The organism is Bacillus sp. AL-1R (genome assembly GCF_052180195.1).
In the GTDB taxonomy this organism is placed as follows: Bacteria; Bacillota; Bacilli; order Bacillales; family Bacillaceae_G; genus Gottfriedia.
Map to the genome: position 1 here is coordinate 3466499 of NZ_CP197469.1, position 23278 is coordinate 3489776.

A 23278-nucleotide genomic window follows, 5' to 3' on the forward strand; every position below is an offset into this window, starting at 1 on the left:
CCTTTTCATCATTTTTTCTTTACTAACAAGAGCATATCATATATTTCAAGATTTGAAGTTAGTTGTTCAAGATTTATTCCAAAGCTATGAGCTAAATGAACTACTTCTTCAAAAAACAACATAATATTTAAATCTACATTTATATTTTCATTCTTTTTCCTCGTCACTTCAAATTGGTCAGTGGGAAATAGTGTATTAATTGTTGCAGATGTGAAAAATCTTATATTTTCTTTTTTCAAAATACCAGCGTGTATATAATTCCATTGACCTTGTAATAATTGAAAGAGAACTTCTCCGTGGGAAACATTTGGAACTCTACAAATAATTGAGCCAGATGGTTTTAAAAGATTAGTTATTTTTTTTATAAAACTCCAAGGATCAACAAGTTGGTTTACAATATTATCAATTATGATTAAATCAAAATACGCCTCTGGGTAACTGTGGGGAACTTCATCAATACTAATTGTATCAACCCTCTTATAAAATTGTGATGCAATTGAAGATAATTCTGAATCGCTTTCTGTTCCATATAATTCACAATTGTATAGATTTTTAATTTCTAAACCAGTTGCTCCGGCTAAGCAACCAATTTCTAAAACATTATTTATATTACCTGGTACCATTTCAATAATTTCCGTCTTTGGATACCCAATATCGATTAAATTATTTCCCCACTTTTCGATATATTTCATTCTATTTTCAACATATAGATGATTTATATTAATATCACTATTTCCATTGAATGTCATGTGCCCGTAATGATGAACAAATGAATCTAATGCAATATGCAATTCATAGCCTTCTAAAATAGTTCTTAAACAAATATCATCATCTTCAAATGAACCTAGTTTAAACCTTTCATCAAATCCTACTAATCGATCAATTAATTCACGTCTTACTAATAAACAAAATCCTACTAATCTTAATACTTGCTTAGACATTCCTTTAACACTTGCACAATATCTTAATGAAAAATCATTGATTTCTTGGTCATTTTGATAATCAACATTAATTCGCTGCAATCCACTTACATAATTACTTACAGGCCCAACCATGCCAATTTTATCATTACTATATAAAAGAGTAAGCATTGCATCTAACCAATTTTCTGTAACGATTGTATCATTATTTAAAAATAATAGGTTATCACCTGTAGCGACTTCAATTCCTTGATTACAACCTTTCGCAAACCCCATATTGCTCTCATTAAAGATTGTAATAAATGAAGGATTATTTCTTAAATATTCTCGTGTGCCATCAGTCGATCCATTATCAATAACAATGATTTCTACTTCATCTTTCTTTGTATATTTTGCAAGACTTTCAAAGCATTTTTTCGATACCTCTAGCTGATTATAAGTTAAAATAATAATGCTAGTTTTCATTCATTTAACACCTTCTTAGTATCTCACTTCATTAGCAAGTATGATTTCTTTTACTTTCATTTATCTAAATACCCATGCAATAATTAATGTATTCAGTATGGAAATATTTGGTCAGCACTAATTTTTTAATAAAAAAATCCTCATTAATTTATTCGAATAGATTACTATTGAATAATTAATGAGGACTGTCATCACCTAAATATTGGACTACTAATCTCTAAGAGTGATCGTTAAGAAATACGGTGAACTGACCAAGTGATACCAGCTGTATTGTTTCCACCTAAAGTAAGCTGAACCGTCAATCCGTCTGCTTCATAGAAGAGACCGATCACATCTCCGGCAGTTAATTCTAAATCTCCAGTAATCGTGACAGCTCCATCTCCTAGAATTGCTCTTAAGTTCAGTACTGCAAGTATATTTACATCTAAAATTGGTACTAAACCACTTATTAAGTCAGCAGTAGTAGGAGCAGTTCTACGTATTACAAAAGAAGGATTTATTCCTGCTCCAATATCAGCTGTTAATGTTGCAGATGTTGAATAGTTAATTGTTGCTTCAAAAGTATATCTTCCTGTAGCAGGTACTGTAAAATTACCAAGTGTTGGATCAAAAGCTGGTGAACTGAAATGTGGACTAGCAACACTCCAGTTAGTTAATTGAGCTGTAGCAGCAGTATTCACACTTGGAATGAATGCTGAGAATCCAGTTGAAGTTACACTTGGGCCTGTTGCTCCGTCTGCTCCCGTTGCTCCTGTTGCTCCGTCTGCTCCCGTTGCTCCTGTCGCTCCGTCAGCTCCCGTTGCTCCTGTCGCTCCGTCTGCTCCCGTTGCTCCTGTTGCTCCGTCTGCTCCTGTTGCTCCTGTCGCTCCGTCTGCTCCTGTTGCTCCTGTCGCTCCGTCTGCTCCCGTTGCTCCTGTCGCTCCGTCTGCTCCCGTTGCTCCTGTTGCTCCGTCTGCTCCCGTTGCTCCTGTTGCTCCGTCTGCTCCCGTTGCTCCTGTTGCTCCGTCTGCTCCCGTTGCTCCTGTCGCTCCGTCTGCTCCCGTTGCTCCTGTTGCTCCGTCTGCTCCTGTTGCTCCTGTTGCTCCGTCTGCTCCCGTTGCTCCTGTCGCTCCGTCTGCTCCCGTTGCTCCTGTTGCTCCGTCTGCTCCTGTTGCTCCTGTCGCTCCGTCTGCTCCTGTTGCTCCTGTCGCTCCGTCTGCTCCCGTTGCTCCTGTCGCTCCGTCTGCTCCCGTTGCTCCTGTTGCTCCGTCTGCTCCTGTTGCTCCTGTCGCTCCGTCTGCTCCTGTTGCTCCTGTCGCTCCGTCTGCTCCCGTTGCTCCTGTCGCTCCGTCTGCTCCCGTTGCTCCTGTTGCTCCGTCTGCTCCCGTTGCTCCTGTTGCTCCGTCTGCTCCCGTTGCTCCTGTTGCTCCGTCTGCTCCCGTTGCTCCTGTCGCTCCGTCTGCTCCCGTTGCTCCTGTTGCTCCGTCTGCTCCTGTTGCTCCTGTTTCTCCGTCTGCTCCTGTTGCTCCTGTCGCTCCGTCTGCTCCCGTTGCTCCTGTCGCTCCGTCTGCTCCCGTTGCTCCTGTTGCTCCGTCTGCTCCCGTTGCTCCTGTTGCTCCGTCTGCTCCCGTTTCTCCTGTTGCTCCGTCTGCTCCCGTTTCTCCTGTCGCTCCGTCTGCTCCCGTTGCTCCTGTTGCTCCGTCTGCTCCTGTTGCTCCTGTTGCTCCTGTTGCTCCTGTTGCTCCGTCTGCTCCCGTTGCTCCTGTCGCTCCGTCTGCTCCTGTTGCTCCTGTCGCTCCGTCTGCTCCTGTTGCTCCTGTCGCTCCGTCTGCTCCTGTTGCTCCTGTCGCTCCTGTTGGACCTTGTGGGCCTGTTGCTCCCGTTGGACATGTTGGACATGTTGGACCTGAAGGACCTGGTGGTATTGGTGCTCCCGTAGGACCTGTTGGAGCTGGTGGTAGAGGAAAAGCTGGTGGTAATTGTGGGCCTGGTGGGCCTGGTGGTAATGGCAAATAGATACACCTCCAAAAATATTTTGACGTACAATTTATCATATTTTTGTTGGACAAGTTTGTTTGGATTTTAATACTATTTCTATTAAAAATCCGCAAAAAAAACTCTACTTACTAGACTAAAAAACTATCAATGATAGTAAATTCTAATCTAGTTTAGTAGAGTCCAATTTTTAAAATCTATTTTTCTTACTTCTTTCTATTAATTAGTTTATTGATACACCCGCACTAGCATATCCAGTAACAGTGTTAATAAGGCTAAGACCTGTTCCAGTTTGTGTGAATACCATCATTAAACGAGTTTGTGCAGCGACTGGTATTGCTAAAGGTGCAGAAATATTGCTCTCGATTTGGCCTAATGAAAGTGGGCCCGCTAGAGCAGGTAAAGTAACACTTGCACCTGCAACTGGAGTAAAGTTATTGCTATTTGGCGGTGCACTATATAATTGTGCAGTGACCGAAATACTTGTTCCTAAAATATTTAAAGCAACTACATTACTAAAAGATGCAGAAATAGCCGTTATTGTACCCGCTCTAGGCATTGTAAATGCAAAATCAAGTATTTCAGTTGGCAATCCAGTTCCAGTTAAATTAATCGCTGGTCCAGGAAGTAATGCAACATTCGGAAGTGAACTTCCAAACCCTACAAGACCAGCCGTACTAGCTAAACTCACCCCAAGGAGATCTACTGATGCCATCGCGATTGGTGTACCTGATGCAAACGGAATGATTGCACCTGTACCTGCTACACCAGTTGCCCCTGCTGGACCTGTTGGGCCAGTTGCTCCGTCTGCTCCTGTTGGGCCTGTCGCTCCGTCTGCTCCTGTTGCTCCCGCTGGGCCTGTCGCTCCGTCTGCTCCTGTTGCTCCTGCTGGGCCTGTCGCTCCGTCTGCTCCTGTTGCTCCCGCTGGGCCTGTCGCTCCGTCTGCGCCTGTTGCTCCTGCTGCGCCTGTTGCTCCCGCTGGGCCTGTTGGGCCTGCTGGGCCTGTCGCTCCGTCTGCTCCTGTTGCTCCTGCTGGGCCTGTCGCTCCGTCTGCTCCTGTTGCTCCTGCTGGGCCTGCTGGGCCTGTCGCTCCGTCTGCTCCTGGTGTTCCCGGTGTTCCCGCTGGGCCTGTTGGACCTTGTAGACCAGGCGTTCCTTGTGGACCTGCTGGGCCCGTTGGACCTGGGACTCCTGCTGGGCCTGCTGAGCCTGTTGGACCTGCAGGACCTGGAATTCCTTGTGGACCTGGAGGGCCTCCTGAAGGACCTGTTGCTCCTGTTGCTCCTGTTGCTCCTGCTGGGCCTGGAGCTCCTGCGGCACCCGGAATTCCTGCTGGTCCCATTGGACCCATTGGACCCATAGGTCCCATAGGTCCCATAGGACCTCTTGGACCTCTTTCTCCTTCATCCCCTTCTTTTCCTCGTTTTCCTCTTTCTCCACGAGGACCAGTTGCTCCAGTTGGACCTGTTGGGCCCATTACTAGATTTGGAAGGATTGAAGAAATTTGTTGTAATAACTCTGATTCTTCTGTGCTTTGTGTAGTACCTTGTTGATTTGGTTCTTCTGATGGTTGTTGTGGTAGTGGTGGAATTGGTGGTAATGGCAAAAAAATACACCTCTCATAAAAATTTTAATTGTACAATTTATTGTATAAAAAAAAGGACAAATTGGTTCATTCACACCATAAAAATGAGTCAAAAAATAGGTGAATATTCTATTAAAAATATCTAATAGAATATTCACCTAAAAAAACCGAAAATCTAAGATTTCCGGTTTTCCTTTGCTTATAAAATTTTATTAAATCAGCAATAGAGTGTGTAATTAACCTCTTAATTGAGCATTATGCGTTTCTTCTACAGCTTTTAATACTTTCGAATGAGCTTTAGTTACTTCTTCATCCGTTAGAGTACGTTCTGGATCGAAATATGTTAATGAGAAGGCAACTGATTTTTTACCAGCTTCCATCTTATCACCTTCGTATAAATCAAAGATTGTAGCATCCTTTAGAAGTCTTCCACCAGTTGAACGAATTGTAGATAGAATATCACCAGCAAATACTTTCGAATCAACAACTAATGCCATATCTCGACTCATTGATGGGAAACGAGGAATTGCATTGTATAAAATATCATCAAATTCAGTATTTAATAGCTTTTCAAGAGATAATTGGAATACATACGTTTCTTTCAGATCCCACTCTTTTTGAGTAACAGGATGAACTTGACCGATAAAACCAATTTCTTCTCCGTTTAATAATATACTTGCAGTACGTCCTGGGTGTAAATCTTCTTTCTTAGCAGCAAGGTATGTTATTTTATTTGATAAACCTAATTCATTAAATAAACCGTCTAAAATACCTTTTACAACATAGAAATCAACTGCTTTTTTCTCGCCTTGCCAAGCATGTTGTAACCATAAACCAGTTAACGCACCAGCTAAATACTCTTCTTCATGCGGTAAATCGTTATTTTCTTTTGTTAAGAATACAGATCCTGTTTCAAATAAATGAACATTTTCTTCTTTACGTGCAACATTATATGCAATCGCATCTAATAAATGAGGTACTAAACTGAAACGTAGCTCACTACGTTCTTCACTCATTGGTAAAGCTAAACGTACAGGTTCTGCATCTACTGTTTCTAATGCAAAGCGTTTTACTTTATTATTGCTTGTTAAAGAGTACGTAACAGCTTCGTAAAGACCTGCATGCTGTAAATATTGACGAATTTTTCTACGTTTTGCTTGATAAGGTGTTAATTGTCCACGACTAGCAACACCTGTTGGTAAAGTGGCAGGAATATGATCATAGCCATACAATCTTCCTACTTCTTCAACTAAATCTTCTTCAATTGAAAGATCACCACGACGACTTGGAACAGTAACTGTAAATACTTCGCCATTCTCAGTAGCTTCTAATCTTAAGCGACGGAAAATATCTTTTACTGTCTCAGCATCAATTGAGGTACCAAGTACACCATTAATCTTACTTACAGAAACTGAAACTTTTTTAGCTTCTTCAACTAAATTGTCGGCAATTACTGTACCTTCTACAATTGTTCCACCAGCTAGTTCAGCCATTAACATAGCAGCACGTTCTGAAGCAGGGAATGTACGTGAAGCGTCAATACCTTTTTCAAAACGGGCACTTGAATCACTACGTAAGCCAAGGTCTTTTGATGTTTGGCGAACACTTTGACCTCTGAAAACTGCTGATTCAATTAAAACGTCTACAGTTTCCACATCAACTTCAGTACTTTGACCACCCATTACACCTGCAACTGCAACGGCTTCTTTCTCTGTTGCGATCACTAAATTATGTGGTTGCAATGTACGCTCTTCACCATCAAGTGTAACGATCTTTTCGTTTTCCTTCGCATGTCGTACGATAATTTGCTTACTATTTAATTTATTAAAATCAAACGCGTGTAATGGTTGACCATACTCAATTAAAATATAGTTCGTAATATCAACAACATTATTAATCGGACGAATACCAGCACTCATTAAACGAGATTGCATCCATAATGGTGATGGACCAATTTTTACACCTTTAACTAATTTAGCACTATAATATGGTGCATCTTCTTTTGATTCAATTGAAACTGAAACATAATCAGCGCCTGTAGCTGATTGAGCACTTATTTCTGGAAGTTTTACATCACGATCTAAAATTGCAGCTACCTCGTAGGCAACACCGATCATATTTAAGCAATCAGCACGGTTTGGTGTTAATCCAAGTTCTAATACAGCATCATCACGATATAGTACGTCTAATGCACTTGCTCCAACTTCAGCATCACTTGGTAAAACAAAGATTCCATTTGAGAATTCTTTTGCAACTACTTTTCCTTCAATGCCTAATTCTTGAAGAGAGCAAATCATTCCTTCAGAAACTTCACCACGTAATTTTGCTTTTTTAATTTTGAAATTCCCCGGTAAAACAGCGCCTACCTTTGCCACGATCACTTTTTGACCTTTAGCAACATTCGGTGCGCCACAAATAATTTGTACTGGTTGCTCTTCGCCAACATCAACAGTACATTTTGATAATTTATCTGCCTCTGGATGTTGTTCACGTTCCATTACATAACCAACAACAACATTTTTAATTCCTTCTGAAAGATGATCAACACCTTCAACTTCAATACCTGCTTTAGTGATTAATTTTGCAAGTTCGTCTGGTGTAACACCACTTAAATCAACGTATTCTTGTAACCATTTTGTTGATACAAACATGTTTTAGTCCCCTCCTACCTTACATTTGTTGGAATTGCTTTAAGAATCTTATATCGTTCGTATAGAAATGACGAATATCATCAATACCATATTTTAATAATGCAATACGTTCTGGACCCATACCAAAAGCGAATCCTTGAACTTCTTTCGGATTATATCCAGCCATCTCAAGTACGTTTGGATGTACCATTCCCGCACCTAAAATTTCAATCCATCCAGTGTGCTTACACATGTTACAGCCTTTTCCTCCACATTTCATACAAGAAATATCCATTTCTACTGAAGGCTCAGTGAATGGGAAGAAGCTTGGGCGTAAGCGAATTTCACGATCTTCACCAAACATTTTCTTCGCAAAAAGTTGTAAAGTACCTTTTAAATCACTCATTGAAATGTTTTCACCAATTACAAGACCTTCGATTTGCATAAATTGATGAGAATGTGTAGCATCATCGTCATCACGGCGATAAACTTTACCAGGACAAATTATTTTAATTGGACCTTTTTCCACGTTTGCTTCCATTGTTCTGGCTTGAACAGGTGAAGTATGAGTTCTCATTAATGTTTCTTCAGAAATATAGAATGAATCCTGCATATCACGAGCCGGATGTCCTTTTGGTAAATTTAAAGCTTCGAAATTATAATAGTCCTTCTCAACTTCTGGACCTTCAGCAATTTCATATCCCATTCCAATAAATAAATCTTCAATTTCTTGAATTACCGCTCTTAATGGATGAGCTCCACCTGCATGAACTGGTCTTCCTGGAAGTGTTACGTCAATTGATTCACTTTCTAATTTTTCATTAATTGCATTTTGTTCTAATACAACTTGTTTTGCTTCAAGTTTTTCTTGGATTGCCGCACGTACTTCATTAGCAACAGCCCCCATTTTTGGGCGCTCTTCTGGAGTTAAATCCTTCATTGCTTTCATTGCCTCAGTAATCGGACCTTTTTTTCCTAGATAAGCAATTCTTATTTCATTTAATGCTTTTAAATCTTTTGCTTCTTCTATTTGCTTAATCGCTTCTGTTTGTAAAGAAACTAAACGCTCTTGCATAAATAATCCTCCTATTCAAAACCTTAAATTTAAACATAAAAAAACCTCGCTCCCAAAAAAGGGACGAGGATTGATCGCGGTACCACCCTAATTAACAGTTAATATATCTTTAGAAACTAACTGCTCACTTCATTCATATAACGATCTACTTAGATAGACCGAGTCGCCTTTACATTTAAAAATGGTCCCGGCGCTAGCTCAAGAGGTGAATTCAATTTGGTCTACTATAAAAGTGCTTACAGTCTACGGCACCTTTTCCCTAGATAGAGAGTCAAATTTACTATTCTCTGTCAAAGCTTTTTATGTATTAAATTTTCTTAATTAATTATATTGATTTTTTTCAATTAATGCAACTGCTCAACATAATTATTTACTAATTGATTTATATCATTTTTACTGTCCTAGAGAGCGCTCAGGATGAGGCTTCTATTATTTTTTCACAGACTATACATTAGAATCCCTGCTGCAATAGCAACGTTTAATGATTCAGCTTTACCATAAATCGGAATATAAAGATTTTCATCGGTTAATGAGAGTAATGTTGAATTCACACCTTTACCTTCATTCCCTACAATAATGGCAAAACGATTTGAAACGTTTACCTCATTAAATGGTTTTGCATTTTGAAGAGATGTCCCGTAAACAGTTATTCCTTTTTCTTTTAAATTCGAAACTGCTTCAACTAAATCACCACGTAATATCGGTAAATGGAATAGTGATCCTTGGGTGGATCGAATTGTTTTAGCATTATATAGGTCACTTGTACCTGAACCTAAAATAACGCCATCAAAACCAGCAGCATCTGCTGTTCGAATCATTGTTCCAACATTCCCTGGATCCTGAACTTCATCAATTAATAATATTTTTGACACTTTCTCAAAATCAATTCTTACAAATGAAAATTCAATAATTGCAAAAATACCTTGAGATGTTTCTGTTTCGCTTAATTCCTTGCTAACCTCTTTAGATATATACGTAATCTCAAAGGAACCTGTTGAAAAATTAGAAGGTAAGTCAATATCTTCACTGATTAATAAATGAAGAATCGGTGCATCATGCTTAATTGCCTCTTCGACTAAATGAAAACCTTCTACGATATATTGTTTAGCTTTATCTCTTCCTTTTTTTGTATGTAGCTTTTTCCAAGCCTTCACAGAATTATTTTGTATGGAATCAATTTGTTTCATAAATTTCCTTTACCTTTCATCGTATCTCTTATCGTTTATCATACATAAAATCGTTTCCGTTTACAAATACTACATTAAGCTTAATATGAAAGGAGAATCCAAATGAATTTTAATATTCGCGGAGCAGTTCTTCACAATATTTCAGGTAATAAAAGTGATCAATTAGAAGCAACAATTGTAGATGCGATTCAAAGTGGCGAGGAAAAAGTATTACCAGGTTTAGGTGTACTTCTTGAAGTTTTTTGGAATCACGCTTCAGAAAACCAAAAGCATGAACTACTTACAGTTTTAGAAAATGGAGTAAGCCAGTAATCTAATCTGTTAAAAACATAAAAAAGGACTAACGTAAGATTTTAACTTTACGTTAGTCCTTTTTGGTTAGTTCGTTTTATCTTTTAAATCATCAATCGAATTAATCTTCATATATTCTGGCACGACTAAACCTAACTTTGTCCCTTTTAAATTTGGTCCAAGATCGACTAGTTGTTTTTTATATTCATTCATGTAATCTTTGTGAGTTGTGGGTAGCCACGCTGCAACCATTGCATCTGCACTTCCATCTGCAATACCTGCAAACATCGGTCCTGCCTCAATTTGTTTTAATGTAACGTCATATCCTTGATTTTCTAGCACTTTTCCAATGACATTTGTGCTGGCAACTTCAGATTCCCATGAAACATAAACTAAACTAATTTTTTCACCGTGTCCTTTTGAAGAATCTTTCGTCCAACTATTTACTTGATTTTGATGCTTTTTAATCCATTTTTCTGCTGCTTTATCTGGTTTCATACCATCTTGGATATCACCCATCACTTCTTCCATATCAGATGGTTTCCATGAGAAGTTATCTAATATCGTATATGCACCAGGAATATCTTCTTTTAATCCTTTTCTAACTATTGTATGAATTGATTCATCCTTACCAAATGAGCCTTTTGGATCTTCTAAATACTTTAACTTATACTTCGAAAACATCCAGTGTGGCGTCCATCCAGTAACGATAATCGGTTCTTTATTTTCATATGCTTTTTTCAATTCAGCAGTCATCGCTGCAGAAGAACCTTCTTTTAATGTCCAATCCTTTAAGTCGTAATCCTTCATTGCTTTTTCAGTTGCTTTCATTAACCCAGCTCCTGGATCAATCCCGGTAATCTCATAATTAACTTGAGAACCTATATTATTTGAAGACGATTTTTGTGTTTTATCACCCGTAAATGCAACTGAAATAGCGGTAATACAAAAGATTAGTGCAATTAGTCCATAAACATATTTTTTTGCCATTTTTTTCCCGTAAGCCGGTTGACGAAGGTTTTGAGAAATACGATCAAGAATAATTGCAACAATAACAATTGAAATTCCTGCCTCGAATCCTTCCCCTACTTTAATCTGGGTTACGGCACGATAAACTTCTGCACCTAATCCAGGAGCACCTACTAGTGATGAAATAACGACCATCGATAATGCAAGCATAATACTTTGATTGATACCAGCTAAAATTGTAGGAGCTGCTAATGGTAGTTGCACTTTAAAGAGTCTTTGCCATGTTGTTGATCCAAAAGCATTAGATGCCTCTATTAAATCATTTGGAACTTCTCGTATACCTAAATTCGTTAATCGTATTGTTGGTGGAATAGCAAAAATAACAGAAGCTAAAATACCAGGAACTACACCAATTCCGAAAAAGAGAATTGCTGGAATTAAATAAACGAATGCTGGCATTGTTTGCATAAAGTCGAGTATTGGTGTAATCACCTGTTTCACTCGATCATTTTGCGATGACCAAATCCCTAAAGGAATACCAATTACAACCGTAATAACGATTGATGATAAGATCAATGCTAAGGAATCAATTGTTGCATCCCAAAGTCCAAGATTATCAATTAATAACAAACCAAGTAGTGTAAACAGACCAACAGTCCACCTACTTGTATAAAAAGCAAGTAATGAAATTAATATGATTAGAATAATTGAAGGGCCAAGTCCTAAAACCTTAACAAGGTTATTTAAAAGGGATTCTGTGATGTTAGTTATTGCACCGAATAGAGGATGGAAAGTTTTAATAATGATATCAACTATTTTATCAATCCATTCTGCTAACGGAATTTTTGGAATACCCATATGTTTAACCTCCTTGTATATTTAAATCGTCTGTTTTACCCGCTAATGCACCGATAACTGCTCCACGGATAATAACACCCTTTAATCTATCATTTTGATCTTTAACTGCTAATGGTAGTGCAGAAGTTGCAAGTGCACCAATTACATCCGTTAATAAAGTATCTTCATAAACAGACACAATATCCTTTTGCATAGCTTCCTCTACCGATTTATTCAAAATAATAGCATTTGAAGCATCATCAGCAGTAATTGCTCCAAGTAGCTTTTGTCTACGATCAACCACAAAAATACTTGAATACCCTTGGTCTCTCATAATTTGTAAAGCTACACGCGGTCCACGGTCAGGCGTAATTCTTTCAGCACGCTTCTGTACATGAGCCGCTGTTAAAACTTTTGATAAGTCTACATCTTCTACAAATCGTTCAACATATTCATTGGCTGGATTTACCATAATCTCCTCAGGAGTACCAATCTGCATTATGTTACCATCTTTCATAAGTGCAATTCTGTCTCCAATTCGCAGGGCCTCATCAAGGTCATGTGTAATAAATATTATTGTTTTTTTCATCGTCTCTTGCAGTTCTAGCAATTCGTCTTGCATATCTTTACGAATTAACGGATCGAGCGCACTAAATGCTTCATCCATTAATAAAATATCCGTGTCACTTGTTAGCGCCCTTGCAAGGCCAACACGTTGTTGCATACCACCACTTAATTGTGATGGGAGTTGATGCTCATATCCTTTTAATCCAACTATTTCTAGTGACTTCAAAGCTTTTTCTGTTCTTTCTTCCTGCGAAATATTTTGTATTTCTAAACCATATTCTGTATTTTCAAGAATGGTCTTGTGCGGGAACAGAGCAAAATTTTGAAATACCATACTAATTTTTTTACGACGAACATCTCTTAACTGCTGAGGATTCATTTTTACAATATCCTCATCGTCGATCAAGATTTGTCCAGTAGTCGGTTCGATTAAACGATTAAGCATTCTGATCAAGGTCGATTTACCACTACCTGACAGTCCCATTACAACAAAAATTTCACCTGGGAATATTTCAAAGCTGGCTTTATTTACCCCAATTGTTGAGCCTGTCTGCTCTAAAATTTGCTTTTTCGTAAATCCCTTTTCTAGTAACTTTATGGCGTTCTTTGGAGACTTACCGAAAACCTTTGTTACGTTTTTTACTTTAACTTTTGCTTTCATTAACTCACCTCAAAACTTTAGTATTTATATGCTTCTCCGTATTTTAAATAAGGATTCCCCCAATAAAAAAAATCAGCCAAGTACTAATTAAGTCTTGGCTCCTTAAAAACTCCATTTACAAAATTGGAGTCTAAATTTTATTGATTAGCTATAAAAAATTGCCTTCTGAAACCATTTTTCAAACTCTATTTCCGAGTATCCTTATTTGAAAAGCGTGCATTCATGATAACAATAAGATATGACAAAACTATTACAAACAAGTAATAGGCATACTACAATTTGTTTCAGTTCGATAACAGTAAAATGAAAAAAACGGAAAAATGGGTTGGTAAAAGCGGCAAAAAAACTTTAATAAATAGAGGTTTTCACGTTTTCGAAAATCACAATCTTGTCAATTAATTATGGGGTACTATAACTCTTATTTCTTCCTAGTTTGTTCCTCATAAAGGCTTCATGAAGTACTATAACTCCTATTTCTGGTTTTTTGTTCCTCATAAGGTAGGCTACCAATTTCAATTTAGAACTAACAAAAAAAACCCTCAATAAATGAGGGATTTTTTTATCTTAGCTATAGGTTAAACGCTCTACTGTATCTCGATCTAATCGTTTGATTACTTCTACGATTAATTTAACTGTATTTTCATAGTCATCTCGATGAAGGATACCAGAATGAGAATGAATATATCTTGTTGGAATTGTAATTGCTAATGCTGGAACACCTTTCATCGTAATATGCATTGAACCAGCGTCAGTTCCTCCGCCAGGCATTGATTCATATTGATATGGAATTCCAATTTCATCTGCTACATTTACTACAAATTCACGTAAATCTTTATGAGACACCATTGATGCATCATATAAAACGATTTGAGGGCCTTTGCCTAATTTACCTTGTGCTTCTCTTTCAGATACACCTGGCATGTCACCTGCAACACCGACATCTAATGCAAAACCGATATCTGGTTCGATTTTATATGTAGATGTTTTTGCACCACGAAGTCCTACTTCTTCTTGTACCGTTCCAACTCCAAATACAATATTTGGATGTGCTTGGCCTTGTAATTGTTCTAAAACGTCAATCGCAATAGCACAACCGATTCGATTATCCCATGCTTTTGCTAGTAATAATTTTTCATTTTTCATCGTTTGGAATTCAAAATACGGAACAACTTGATCACCAGGACGAACTCCAAATTCTAATGCCTCTTCTCTACTTGATGCACCGATATCAATAAACATATCCTTTATGTCTACTACTTTTCTTCTTGCATCTGCACTCATAATATGAGGCGGCTTTGAACCAATAATACCTGTAATATTACCTTCTTTTGTAGAAATGGTAACACGCTGAGCAAGCATTACTTGCGACCACCAGCCACCAATTGTTTGAAAACGTAAAAATCCTTTATCATCAATTTGTGTAACCATAAATCCAACTTCATCAAGATGTCCCGCAACTTCAATTCTTGGACCATTTGGGTCTCCGGTTTTAACTGCAATTAAGCTTCCTAAATTATCAGTTACAACCTCATCAGCAAATGGGGTAATATATTTTCTCATTACTTCACGGACTTCATGTTCAAATCCAGCTACGCCGTTTGCATCCGTTAGTTCCTTTAACATTTGTAACTTTGCATCTAAAGTAGACAAACTCATCCATCCTTTTTTAATTAAGATTATGTACATTTAACATTATACAATTCGGGATTCCTTTTGACAAAATTTTTAGATATTTCTTCGTATCTCCTAATTAAAACATATAAATTTTATATTAATTTTCTCCAAATTATTTGTAGGGTATAATAATGAAGCTTATTAATTATTACTAGATTATCAAATTAACCATCTGGAGATTACTATGATTACAACTTCTGCCCTATATAAAGATGCATATTCTTTTATAACACAATGCTATAAGGAACTAGATAAATCCGATCACATAGAAAAACGATTAAAAAGTATCGAAACTGAGATACGAGATACCGGTTTTTACAATCATACTTATGAGGAATTAGAGCACGGTGCAAAAATGGCCTGGCGTAATAGTAACCGCTGTATAGGAAGATTATTTTGGGATAAGCTTCATGTTTTAGACGCTCGCCATATTAACGATGATAAAGGTATAGAACACGAATTATTACATCACATAAAATATGCTACAAATTCAGGTAAGATTCTACCTACAATTACCATTTTCAAACCAAATCTAGGAACAAATAATTCTCTTAAAATCCATAATCACCAGCTTATACGATACGCTGGCTACAAAACAGAAAATGGACTATTTGGAGACCCAAAATCGATTGAGTTTACAAAAGAATGTGAGCGTCTTGGTTGGAAAGGAAATGGGACTAATTTCGATATTTTGCCGATCGTTTATTCCTTAGACAATCATGAACCAAACTATTTTACAATTCCAAATGAAATCGTACTCGAAGTACCAATTGAACATCCTGAATATGATTTTTCTCCTTTAAATATTAAATGGTATGCTGTTCCGATGATATCAGATATGACTCTAGAGATTGGTGGTATATCCTATAGTGCAGCACCATTTAATGGATGGTATATGGGAACTGAAATCGGTGCTCGAAATTTTGCTGATGAATTTCGTTTCAATTTATTGCCTGAAGTAGCAAAAATTATTGGCCAAGATACAAAAAGAAACAGTTCACTTTGGAAAGATCGTGCACTTGTTGAATTAAATATTGCCGTTTTATATTCATATAAAAAATATGGTGTTAGTATTGTTGATCACCATTCTGCAACGCAGCAATTTCTCCAATTTGAAAAACAAGAAGAATCGTGTTGCCGGGAGATAACAGGTAATTGGAAGTGGTTAATTCCACCTATGTCTCCTGCCACAACTCATGTATTTCATAAACGTTACAATGACACAACGCTTAAGCCTAATTTTTTCCCAAGATAATCATTCAATTCGGGTATAACCTTAATGCATTAACCTATTTGTAGCGAATGCATTAAGGTTTTTTTTCTATTATTTTGTTACAATATTAAACATCATCATAATTTTCTAAAAATTAAACAAAGGAGTATTTCAATGATTATATATCAAAATGACCATATTACTGTATTTCAAAGCGCATTATTTCAAACGAACTCAACTGTTGTAGCAACTGATGATTGTATCATTGTTGTTGATCCAACTTGGCTACCTCATGAAATCAATGAGATAAAGGAATTCGTTGAATCAATTAGAAATGAACGCCCAATTTATTTATACTTTACGCATGGAGATTTTGATCACATTATAGGTTATTATGCATTTCCTAACGCTAAGACGATAGGTAGTGAAAATTTACATAACCATCCAGAAAAAGATAGTAAACTATCGAAAATTCGTCAATTTTACAATGATAATTATATAAATCCTGCCTGGCCAATACAATTTCCAAAAATTGATTTTATTATTAGTGACGATGGCCAAGAGATTAAAATAGGGCAGACTACTTTAAGATTTTATGAAACTCCTGGGCATACGAAAGATGGCTTATTCCTCTATATTGAAAATTTAGGAATATGGATTACAGGAGATTATTTATCTGATTTTGAGCTTCCGATTGTATTTGATAGTGTAAAAAGTTATTACGATACTTTAGATAAGGCAGAAGAACTGATTAGTAAGTTTGAATTCTCATTATTAGTTCCTGGCCACGGTCAAGTTTCAGCAAATAAAGAAGAGGTTGCTACTCGAATTGAGCTAGGTAGAAGTTATTTAAAAAGACTTCAAAGAGGCGTACAAAGTCATAATGAGGCAGAAATCAACTCGTTAGAAAATGAGTTTTTATTTCCGTCTAGTTTTACGAAGTATTGTCATGAGTCAAACGTTAATAACATGAAAAAAGAGTTTCGTTTCGTCTAATGAAAATAAAAAAATCCTTAACAAATGTTAAGGATTTTTTAAACGAAATTATTTTAAGTTAGCTTTAGCAGCGTTTGCTAATTCAGCAAATGCTTTTTCGTCAGCAACAGCTAAGTCAGCTAACATTTTACGGTTAACTTCGATACCTGCTAATTTTAATCCGTGCATTAAACGGCTGTAAGAAAGTCCGTTCATACGAGCAGCCGCGTTGATACGAGTGATCCATAATTTACGGAAATCACGTTTCTTTTGACGACGGTCACGGTAAGCATACATTAATGATTTCATAACTTGTTGGTTTGCAACTTTGAATAATGTATGTTTAGAACCGTAATAACCTTTTGCTAATTTAATAACCTTTTTACGACGAGCGCGTGTAACTGTACCGCCTTTAACTCTTGGCATATTGTTTCCCTCCTAGATATCTATCTAATACGTTTATCGTTCTTATTTCATGTTTGTAAGCATAAAGCGGATACGTTTGAAATCGCCTTTGCTTACTAATGAAGCTTTACGTAATTTACGTTTTGCTTTTGTAGATTTGTTAGCGAATAAGTGGCTTGTGTATGCACGACCACGTTTTAATTTACCAGATCCAGTCTTTTTAAAACGTTTTGCTGAACCACGGTGAGTTTTCATTTTAGGCATATCGTGTTTCCTCCTCAAATAAATTACTTTTCGTTTTTAGGTGCTAAGACTAAGAACATACTACGACCATCCATTTTTGGATGTGACTCAACAGTTGCAACTTCTGCACAAGCAGTTGAGAAACGGTCAAGTACTCGTTGTCCAATTTCCTTATGCGTAATAGCGCGTCCTTTGAAGCGAATAGACGCTTTAACTTTATCGCCTTTTTCTAAGAACTTAATTGCATTACGAAGCTTTGTGTTAAAGTCATGTTCATCAATTGTTGGACTTAAACGAACTTCTTTCATGCTAATAATTTTTTGGTTTTTACGACTCTCTTTGTCTTTCTTTTGTTGCTCGAAACGGAATTTTCCGTAGTCCATAATACGACATACAGGTGGTTTCGCCGTTGGTGCTACCATCACTAGATCAAGATTAACATTCGAAGCTAACTCAAGAGCCTCTTGTTTTGTCTTGATTCCAAGTTGATCTCCGTTAGGACCAATTAATCGAACTTCACGAGCACGAATTCCATCGTTTACCATCATGTCTTTGCTAATAGTAAAACACCTCCAAGGTATTGTAAGAATGATCTTAATTTGTATCGTTGAAGCAGTCATAACCCAACAAAAAAGTGTGGGTATATAAATACACCCACACTGACAGTATCAAAGTAATTAATGATTCTGTTACCTGATAACAGCATGTAGCGTCATCCAGGTGAGAAGCGGGTGCTTCTTCTTCAACAAATAAGTATTCTTTTCTTTCGTTACTATAACATAGCGACATGATGTTGTCAATATTCGTATGCTTTGTTCGCAACGAAATTTATTATATCAAAGAAATTTATTTATGACAATGCTTTTTTTAATTATTAATTTTCATTTCAATTTTTCCTGCGAAAACTCTTTTAATGTATGTATTAGGACTCGTTCTTGAAAGATATTTTGAAGTGTAATGATTAATGAAATATCGACTGAAGAAGTGTATAAATGGATTCTTTTCGGTGCAATTGCCGTTAATGGTAAAATTAATTCGTTATCAATATACTCCCTATTTTCAACCTGTTTACCATATTCTTTTAATACATCTTTCGTAATTGGTAAAAACAGATGATCATATACGCTAAATTTTCCGTCATACACTATATGCACATGAGGAATAAGCGCATCTGTTTTAAGTACCTGCTGTCTCAGACTCTCAATCAAATTCTGGTATTCATTTTCTAATTTGTACTCATCTATTGCAATTTCACAAACATATGCTAACTGCTTATAATATTCCTTTAAACGAAATGTTATAAATGAATCGAAGCTAAAATTTACTCCATCTTTTAAATACTCGGAAAGTGCATATGAAACTAAATGCTTACTTCTACGAATTTTTTTCTGGTTTGGTATGCTTCTTCTAGTTCCTCTTAATAATGATTGTGCAATAGGTATGATTTGACTTTGCTCGTCTTCCTCATAGAAAAAAGATGTATGTAAAATGGATTGAATCCATTTATCTTCTTTTTGAAGTAAAATAAATTGTACTAGTGTCGGAACTAAAATACTTTTTATTAAATCTTCAGTGTTTTGAGGAAATGTGATTAAAATTGTATTGATTTTGTGTCTTCTTAAAATGTATGGTCTCGATTGCTTTTTTAAGCGTTTTTGTAATCGTTCGTAGACATAAGCTGCGTCAATGGGTTCATTGAAAAAAATTTCAATCACCCTGTTCCCCCCTTTCTAGCACCACCTAGTCCTATATATATTAAAGAAATGATTAAAAAATGACGCAAAATCACCTAGTAATTTGTGATTTTGCGCCATTTTTTGATTTTTTTATGAATGTCTTAAATTTGAACCTGAAATTTTAACTGGTTTGGCTAAAAATTTTACTCGATCTACAATACGCGCTGCTTTTACTCTTTCTTCTTCCCCACGTTGAGAATAGGTTAGGTGATGCTCTAATTGATTTAAATCAGCATTTGATGTAAAGAAGGTAGGTAATTTCTCTAGCATACGGTATTGAAGTATTGTACCTAATATTTCATCTCTTGCCCAACTAGACATTTGTTCTGCACCAATATCATCAAGCATTAGAATTTCCACTTTTTTTACAGCTTCAATTTTTTCCTCTAATGTACCATCACTAATAGAGCTTTTTAGTTCACGTAAAAATTCTGGTAAATAAACAAGCATCGAAGTTATTTCCTCTTCTGCTAGTTCATTTGCAATAGCCCCAAGAATAAACGTTTTTCCGACCCCAAATGGACCATGTAAATATAAACCTTGAGCCATTTTTCCTTTTTCATAGTTCATTATAAACTGCCTAGCAGCAGAAATCGCTTCAAAACGGCCAGGGTCTTCTAATGACAAGTTTGACATTGAAGCTTGAAGAACATCCTTTGGTAAGTACATGCATTTTATCAGTGACTCATGTTTTTTGCGTTTATCGTTTTTTACACCATTTGGACAACGATCATATTGAACATCGATGCGTTTTCCTTGAATAATCAGATGAGGATGATAACCATGCACCATATTTTTACACTCATTAAAAGATGGGCAATCTTCACAATTTACACTTTGTCCAATATACTCATATAGCTTAACAAGGCTACTATCAATCATTTGATCCGTAATTTCATTTTTATGCTCTTCTAAAAATGAAATGATTTTTGGGTGGCTACGGACTTCATGTCGCATTTTTTGGAATGTGTCCTGGAATTGTTTATTTTTCATTAATGCACTAAATGCGTTTTGAATAGGTTCCATTAGCGTCCTCCCATTTAACGTTTCTTTTTATTTTTAAACATTTCTAGTTCTTTTTCTAATCGTTTTCGTTCTTCATCGATCGATGAATCATCTGGCTTATTAATTGTTGCAGATGTTGTCTGTGAATCACTGGACTCACTTGATTGTAACCAGTCAGGTACAATTTCAGTTCGAATTGTTTTATTTCGTCTATTACTAGAGCGAGCTTTAGCAGCTGTTGCACTCTGTTTAGTTTCTTCAAACTCTTTACGTGCAAGATCCATCGCTTGTTTAACTGTAGTTACACCTTTTCTCGCCCAATGACTTGCGATCTTAATGACGTAATTTCTAGAAAGCTTTTTATCTAGACGAATCATTACATAATCAATTAACACATTTGCGACTCCTGGCAGAAGCTTTTGATCAATCATAATCTCCTCAATAATTTTCAAATCAGCTTCACTTGGTTCAGCTCCACCCGATATCTCCTTAAGGTACTGACGAGGAGATATTGTTTCGAAGCAATGAATTAATTTTTCTTCTTGAGTTGATGGCTGCTCATTGACCATTTGTCTATGCTGAATTGGTTGGACCTTTTCCACAATCGTAGGCAGAGCTTCATGATGTTGGAATTGATACCAGTCTCTTGCTTCAAGGCGAAGCGTCTCAATATTAATTTTATTATCTTCATTTAAAGAGCGCATAACAATCGTTTTCATTTGGATAGGATTTATTCCATATAAAAATGCAAGTTTTAAAATTGTTTCTTTTACTTCTGTAGTAAATGCTCTTTTTGGGACAAATGAATCAGAAAGTCCATCTAAAAATAAAGCATAATCAAACTCTTCCATTTTGACAGATAGTTTAATTGGCTGATTGTCTTGTAAAATTCTACGATCATTTGGCGTAGAAAGGTCGTTACTTTGCTGAATTTCATTTAATTGCTCAACCGTAATAGCTTGAAATACCGAATCAAATGAACGGGAAATCTCACGAAACCCTTCTTTCGAAAATGCTTGTCTACTAAAAAAGGTTTTAGTTCGTTGATATTGTGTTTTTCCAATTGTTTTAAACAGAAAGATATTTAGAATAGGGTCTTCAAAAAAAGAATGAGGATCTAGCGGAGATTGAAGCTCATATAGAAGCTTTTTTGTACCATTTTCAAATCCTTCATAAACTTTAAGTAAGCCGATTCCCTCAAGGATTAATCTTTGTTCATAAATTGACTTTAAATTACTTTTCATTCCAAGCATTAAAGAATGATGTGTTAATGTATTAGGATTAAGATCCGTTTGTTCACATTCACTCCAAAGTGTCATATATAAACTTAAAGCTTGACTACCAATTATAGGTTGATACAACATCGTCAATACTTGTCTATGAAAATTATGTAAATACCCAGCTGCCATTACAGTATAAGGATCCGCAGGTAGAACATCCATCCAATGTTGCTTATCAATAGACATTCAAACATTCCTTTCTTGTATCAAAAGAGCGAAGTATTATTCGTCTTTACCTCGCTCTTTGTTAATTAAATCTTTTAATTCATCAATGAATACATTAATATCTTTAAATTGACGATAAACTGACGCAAATCGTACGTATGCTACTTCATCAACTTTAGATAAATGCTCCATGACCATTTCACCAAGCACTTCACTCGGAACTTCTGATGTGCCACTATTTTTCAGTTCTTTTTCAATACTATGAATTATGTCTTCTAGCTGAGATAAAGAGACAGGGCGTTTTTCACAAGCTTTTATTAGTCCTCTTAACATCTTATCTTTACTAAATTCTTCACGAGCTCCTTCTTTTTTTACAACTAAAATAGGATTATCTTCAACTCGCTCAAAAGTTGTAAAACGATGCTGACATTCTTCACATTCACGTCTTCTTCTAATTGAACGACCTTCATCAACTGGTCTACTATCAAGTACTCTTGTCCCATTAAAGTTACACGTTGGACATCTCATCGTTATAGTTCAACTCCAAACACTTAATTGTTTAAACGTATTATTATAACTCTATACTATAACAAATTCAAAATAAACTAAAGTTTATTTCTTAAAAGTCACTAAGCCTATTTTTCGTCTTTTATGTTAATGGAAATATTTTTCACTATGTAAAGCTAGTTCATTCTCCAAAAAAGCTATTTACATCAAGATTGTTTAATTCATCTGATTTTTGCTCCTATACTAAAAAACAAAAAAGAGAGATGAAAAATCACCTCTCTCAATTCTTTTTAGTTACCATTTACAACTTTTACATTATCAACTTGAATGGGACCCATTCCTCTTGGTAACTCAACGTTTTCGCGAGTATCAGCTTCTAAAGCTTCAGCGATAAAGTTTGCAGCTACATTCGGATCAATTCTATCACCGCAAGTGTAAACATCAATACTTGCATAACCATGCTCAGGAAAACTGTGAATAGTTAAGTGTGATTCTGAAATGATTACGACACCACTAACGCCATGAGGAGCGAACTTGTGAAAAGCAACTTCACGAACTTCTGCACCAGAGCGTAACGCAGCATCAACAAAAGTCTCCTCAATAAATTTCATATCATTTAATTTTTCTGTATTGCATCCCCATAATTCTGAAATGACGTGACGACCCATAGTATCCATATTCATTTCCCCCTTAAAATAATTTGTCATGACTTCTATTGCGAAAGTATGATCAATTACCACGGGGGAAAGTTAGTCCAAAGAGGTCCTAACCCTTTAAGTAATTAGTTATACTTTTAGAAGTTCACGAAAGTTAGTATACTTTTTTTAAATTTGAATTGCAAGATAAATTTTATTTTTTTGTTATTAACTAAATTAATTGTGATGAAAATAAGTCTGAAAGTGTGATAAATGCAC

20 protein-coding genes and 2 other annotated features are annotated in these 23278 nt (G+C 36.3%); of the genes, 3 read left to right on the forward strand and 17 right to left on the reverse strand.

Annotation, left to right across the window (positions count from 1 at the left end):
* Positions 1-8: 8 nt before the first annotated feature.
* The 6 genes from ACSBO6_RS16665 to ACSBO6_RS16690 all read right to left on the reverse strand — a co-directional run bounded on the left by ACSBO6_RS16665 (position 9) and on the right by ACSBO6_RS16690 (position 9836).
* Complete coding sequence (locus ACSBO6_RS16665) at positions 9-1385, reverse strand: glycosyltransferase (RefSeq protein ID WP_098848599.1); 1377 nt, start codon at positions 1383-1385, stop codon at positions 9-11.
* 230 nt (positions 1386-1615) lie between these two features.
* Complete coding sequence (locus ACSBO6_RS16670) at positions 1616-3418, reverse strand: exosporium protein (RefSeq protein WP_498844681.1); 1803 nt, start codon at positions 3416-3418, stop codon at positions 1616-1618.
* A gap of 164 nt (positions 3419-3582) precedes the next feature.
* Positions 3583-4719: an exosporium glycoprotein BclB-related protein gene (locus ACSBO6_RS16675; protein ID WP_498844682.1), complete on the reverse strand. Its 1137-nt coding sequence runs from the start codon at positions 4717-4719 to the stop codon at positions 3583-3585.
* Between the two features lie 461 nt (positions 4720-5180).
* Positions 5181-7595, reverse strand: coding sequence for a phenylalanine--tRNA ligase subunit beta (gene pheT / locus ACSBO6_RS16680; protein ID WP_498843697.1), 2415 nt, complete (start codon positions 7593-7595; stop codon positions 5181-5183).
* A gap of 19 nt (positions 7596-7614) precedes the next feature.
* Complete coding sequence (gene pheS / locus ACSBO6_RS16685) at positions 7615-8649, reverse strand: phenylalanine--tRNA ligase subunit alpha (protein WP_098847802.1); 1035 nt, start codon at positions 8647-8649, stop codon at positions 7615-7617.
* Between the two features lie 56 nt (positions 8650-8705).
* Positions 8706-8952 (reverse strand) — a binding site (T-box leader).
* A gap of 134 nt (positions 8953-9086) precedes the next feature.
* A complete protein-coding gene (locus ACSBO6_RS16690; protein ID WP_498843698.1) occupies positions 9087-9836 on the reverse strand; it encodes a TrmH family RNA methyltransferase in 750 nt (249 codons plus the stop codon).
* 102 nt (positions 9837-9938) lie between these two features.
* Between ACSBO6_RS16690 and sspI the strand changes: the two genes are divergently transcribed.
* On the forward strand, positions 9939-10148 hold the full coding sequence (gene sspI / locus ACSBO6_RS16695; protein WP_025568436.1) for a small acid-soluble spore protein SspI: 210 nt from the start codon (positions 9939-9941) through the stop codon (positions 10146-10148).
* Between the two features lie 66 nt (positions 10149-10214).
* Here the strand turns inward: sspI and ACSBO6_RS16700 are convergent, their stop codons facing one another.
* The 3 genes from ACSBO6_RS16700 to ACSBO6_RS16710 all read right to left on the reverse strand — a co-directional run bounded on the left by ACSBO6_RS16700 (position 10215) and on the right by ACSBO6_RS16710 (position 14811).
* Positions 10215-11954: a glycine betaine ABC transporter substrate-binding protein gene (locus tag ACSBO6_RS16700; protein WP_498843699.1), complete on the reverse strand. Its 1740-nt coding sequence runs from the start codon at positions 11952-11954 to the stop codon at positions 10215-10217.
* Between the two features lie 4 nt (positions 11955-11958).
* The gene (locus tag ACSBO6_RS16705; protein WP_498843700.1) at positions 11959-13161 is read right to left on the reverse strand and encodes a quaternary amine ABC transporter ATP-binding protein; all 1203 of its coding nucleotides are present in this window, start codon (positions 13159-13161) and stop codon (positions 11959-11961) included.
* A 564-nt stretch (positions 13162-13725) separates the two neighbouring features.
* Positions 13726-14811, reverse strand: a complete 1086-nt coding sequence (locus ACSBO6_RS16710; protein WP_098847791.1) for a M42 family metallopeptidase — start codon at positions 14809-14811, stop codon at positions 13726-13728.
* A 208-nt stretch (positions 14812-15019) separates the two neighbouring features.
* On the opposite strand from ACSBO6_RS16710, the gene ACSBO6_RS16715 reads away from it, so the two are divergent.
* Together ACSBO6_RS16715 and ACSBO6_RS16720 are read left to right on the forward strand one after the other, a co-directional pair.
* Positions 15020-16090, forward strand: a complete 1071-nt coding sequence (locus ACSBO6_RS16715; protein WP_098847788.1) for a nitric oxide synthase oxygenase — start codon at positions 15020-15022, stop codon at positions 16088-16090.
* Between the two features lie 132 nt (positions 16091-16222).
* Complete coding sequence (locus ACSBO6_RS16720) at positions 16223-17044, forward strand: MBL fold metallo-hydrolase (protein ID WP_498843701.1); 822 nt, start codon at positions 16223-16225, stop codon at positions 17042-17044.
* 48 nt (positions 17045-17092) lie between these two features.
* Here ACSBO6_RS16720 and rplT read toward each other — a convergent pair whose 3' ends face one another.
* The 8 genes from rplT to speD form a co-directional block, all read right to left on the reverse strand.
* A complete protein-coding gene (rplT, locus tag ACSBO6_RS16725; RefSeq protein WP_025568430.1) occupies positions 17093-17449 on the reverse strand; it encodes a 50S ribosomal protein L20 in 357 nt (118 codons plus the stop codon).
* 42 nt (positions 17450-17491) lie between these two features.
* On the reverse strand, positions 17492-17692 hold the full coding sequence (rpmI, locus tag ACSBO6_RS16730; RefSeq protein WP_025568429.1) for a 50S ribosomal protein L35: 201 nt from the start codon (positions 17690-17692) through the stop codon (positions 17492-17494).
* Between the two features lie 23 nt (positions 17693-17715).
* The gene (gene infC / locus ACSBO6_RS16735; protein WP_069034593.1) at positions 17716-18219 is read right to left on the reverse strand and encodes a translation initiation factor IF-3; all 504 of its coding nucleotides are present in this window, start codon (positions 18217-18219) and stop codon (positions 17716-17718) included.
* Positions 18220-18293: 74 nt separating this feature from the next.
* Positions 18294-18420 (reverse strand) — a sequence feature (ribosomal protein L20 leader region).
* Between the two features lie 132 nt (positions 18421-18552).
* The gene (gene ytxC, locus ACSBO6_RS16740; protein ID WP_098847779.1) at positions 18553-19386 is read right to left on the reverse strand and encodes a sporulation protein YtxC; all 834 of its coding nucleotides are present in this window, start codon (positions 19384-19386) and stop codon (positions 18553-18555) included.
* A 111-nt stretch (positions 19387-19497) separates the two neighbouring features.
* Complete coding sequence (gene dnaI / locus ACSBO6_RS16745; RefSeq protein WP_098847777.1) at positions 19498-20433, reverse strand: primosomal protein DnaI; 936 nt, start codon at positions 20431-20433, stop codon at positions 19498-19500.
* Positions 20434-20447: 14 nt separating this feature from the next.
* On the reverse strand, positions 20448-21878 hold the full coding sequence (locus ACSBO6_RS16750) for a replication initiation and membrane attachment family protein (protein WP_098847775.1): 1431 nt from the start codon (positions 21876-21878) through the stop codon (positions 20448-20450).
* Between the two features lie 36 nt (positions 21879-21914).
* Positions 21915-22385, reverse strand: coding sequence for a transcriptional regulator NrdR (gene nrdR, locus ACSBO6_RS16755; RefSeq protein WP_025568424.1), 471 nt, complete (start codon positions 22383-22385; stop codon positions 21915-21917).
* A 269-nt stretch (positions 22386-22654) separates the two neighbouring features.
* Positions 22655-23041 carry an adenosylmethionine decarboxylase gene (gene speD / locus ACSBO6_RS16760; RefSeq protein ID WP_088013420.1) on the reverse strand — a complete coding sequence of 129 codons (387 nt, stop codon included), beginning with the start codon at positions 23039-23041 and terminating at the stop codon, positions 22655-22657.
* Positions 23042-23278 lie beyond the last annotated feature (237 nt).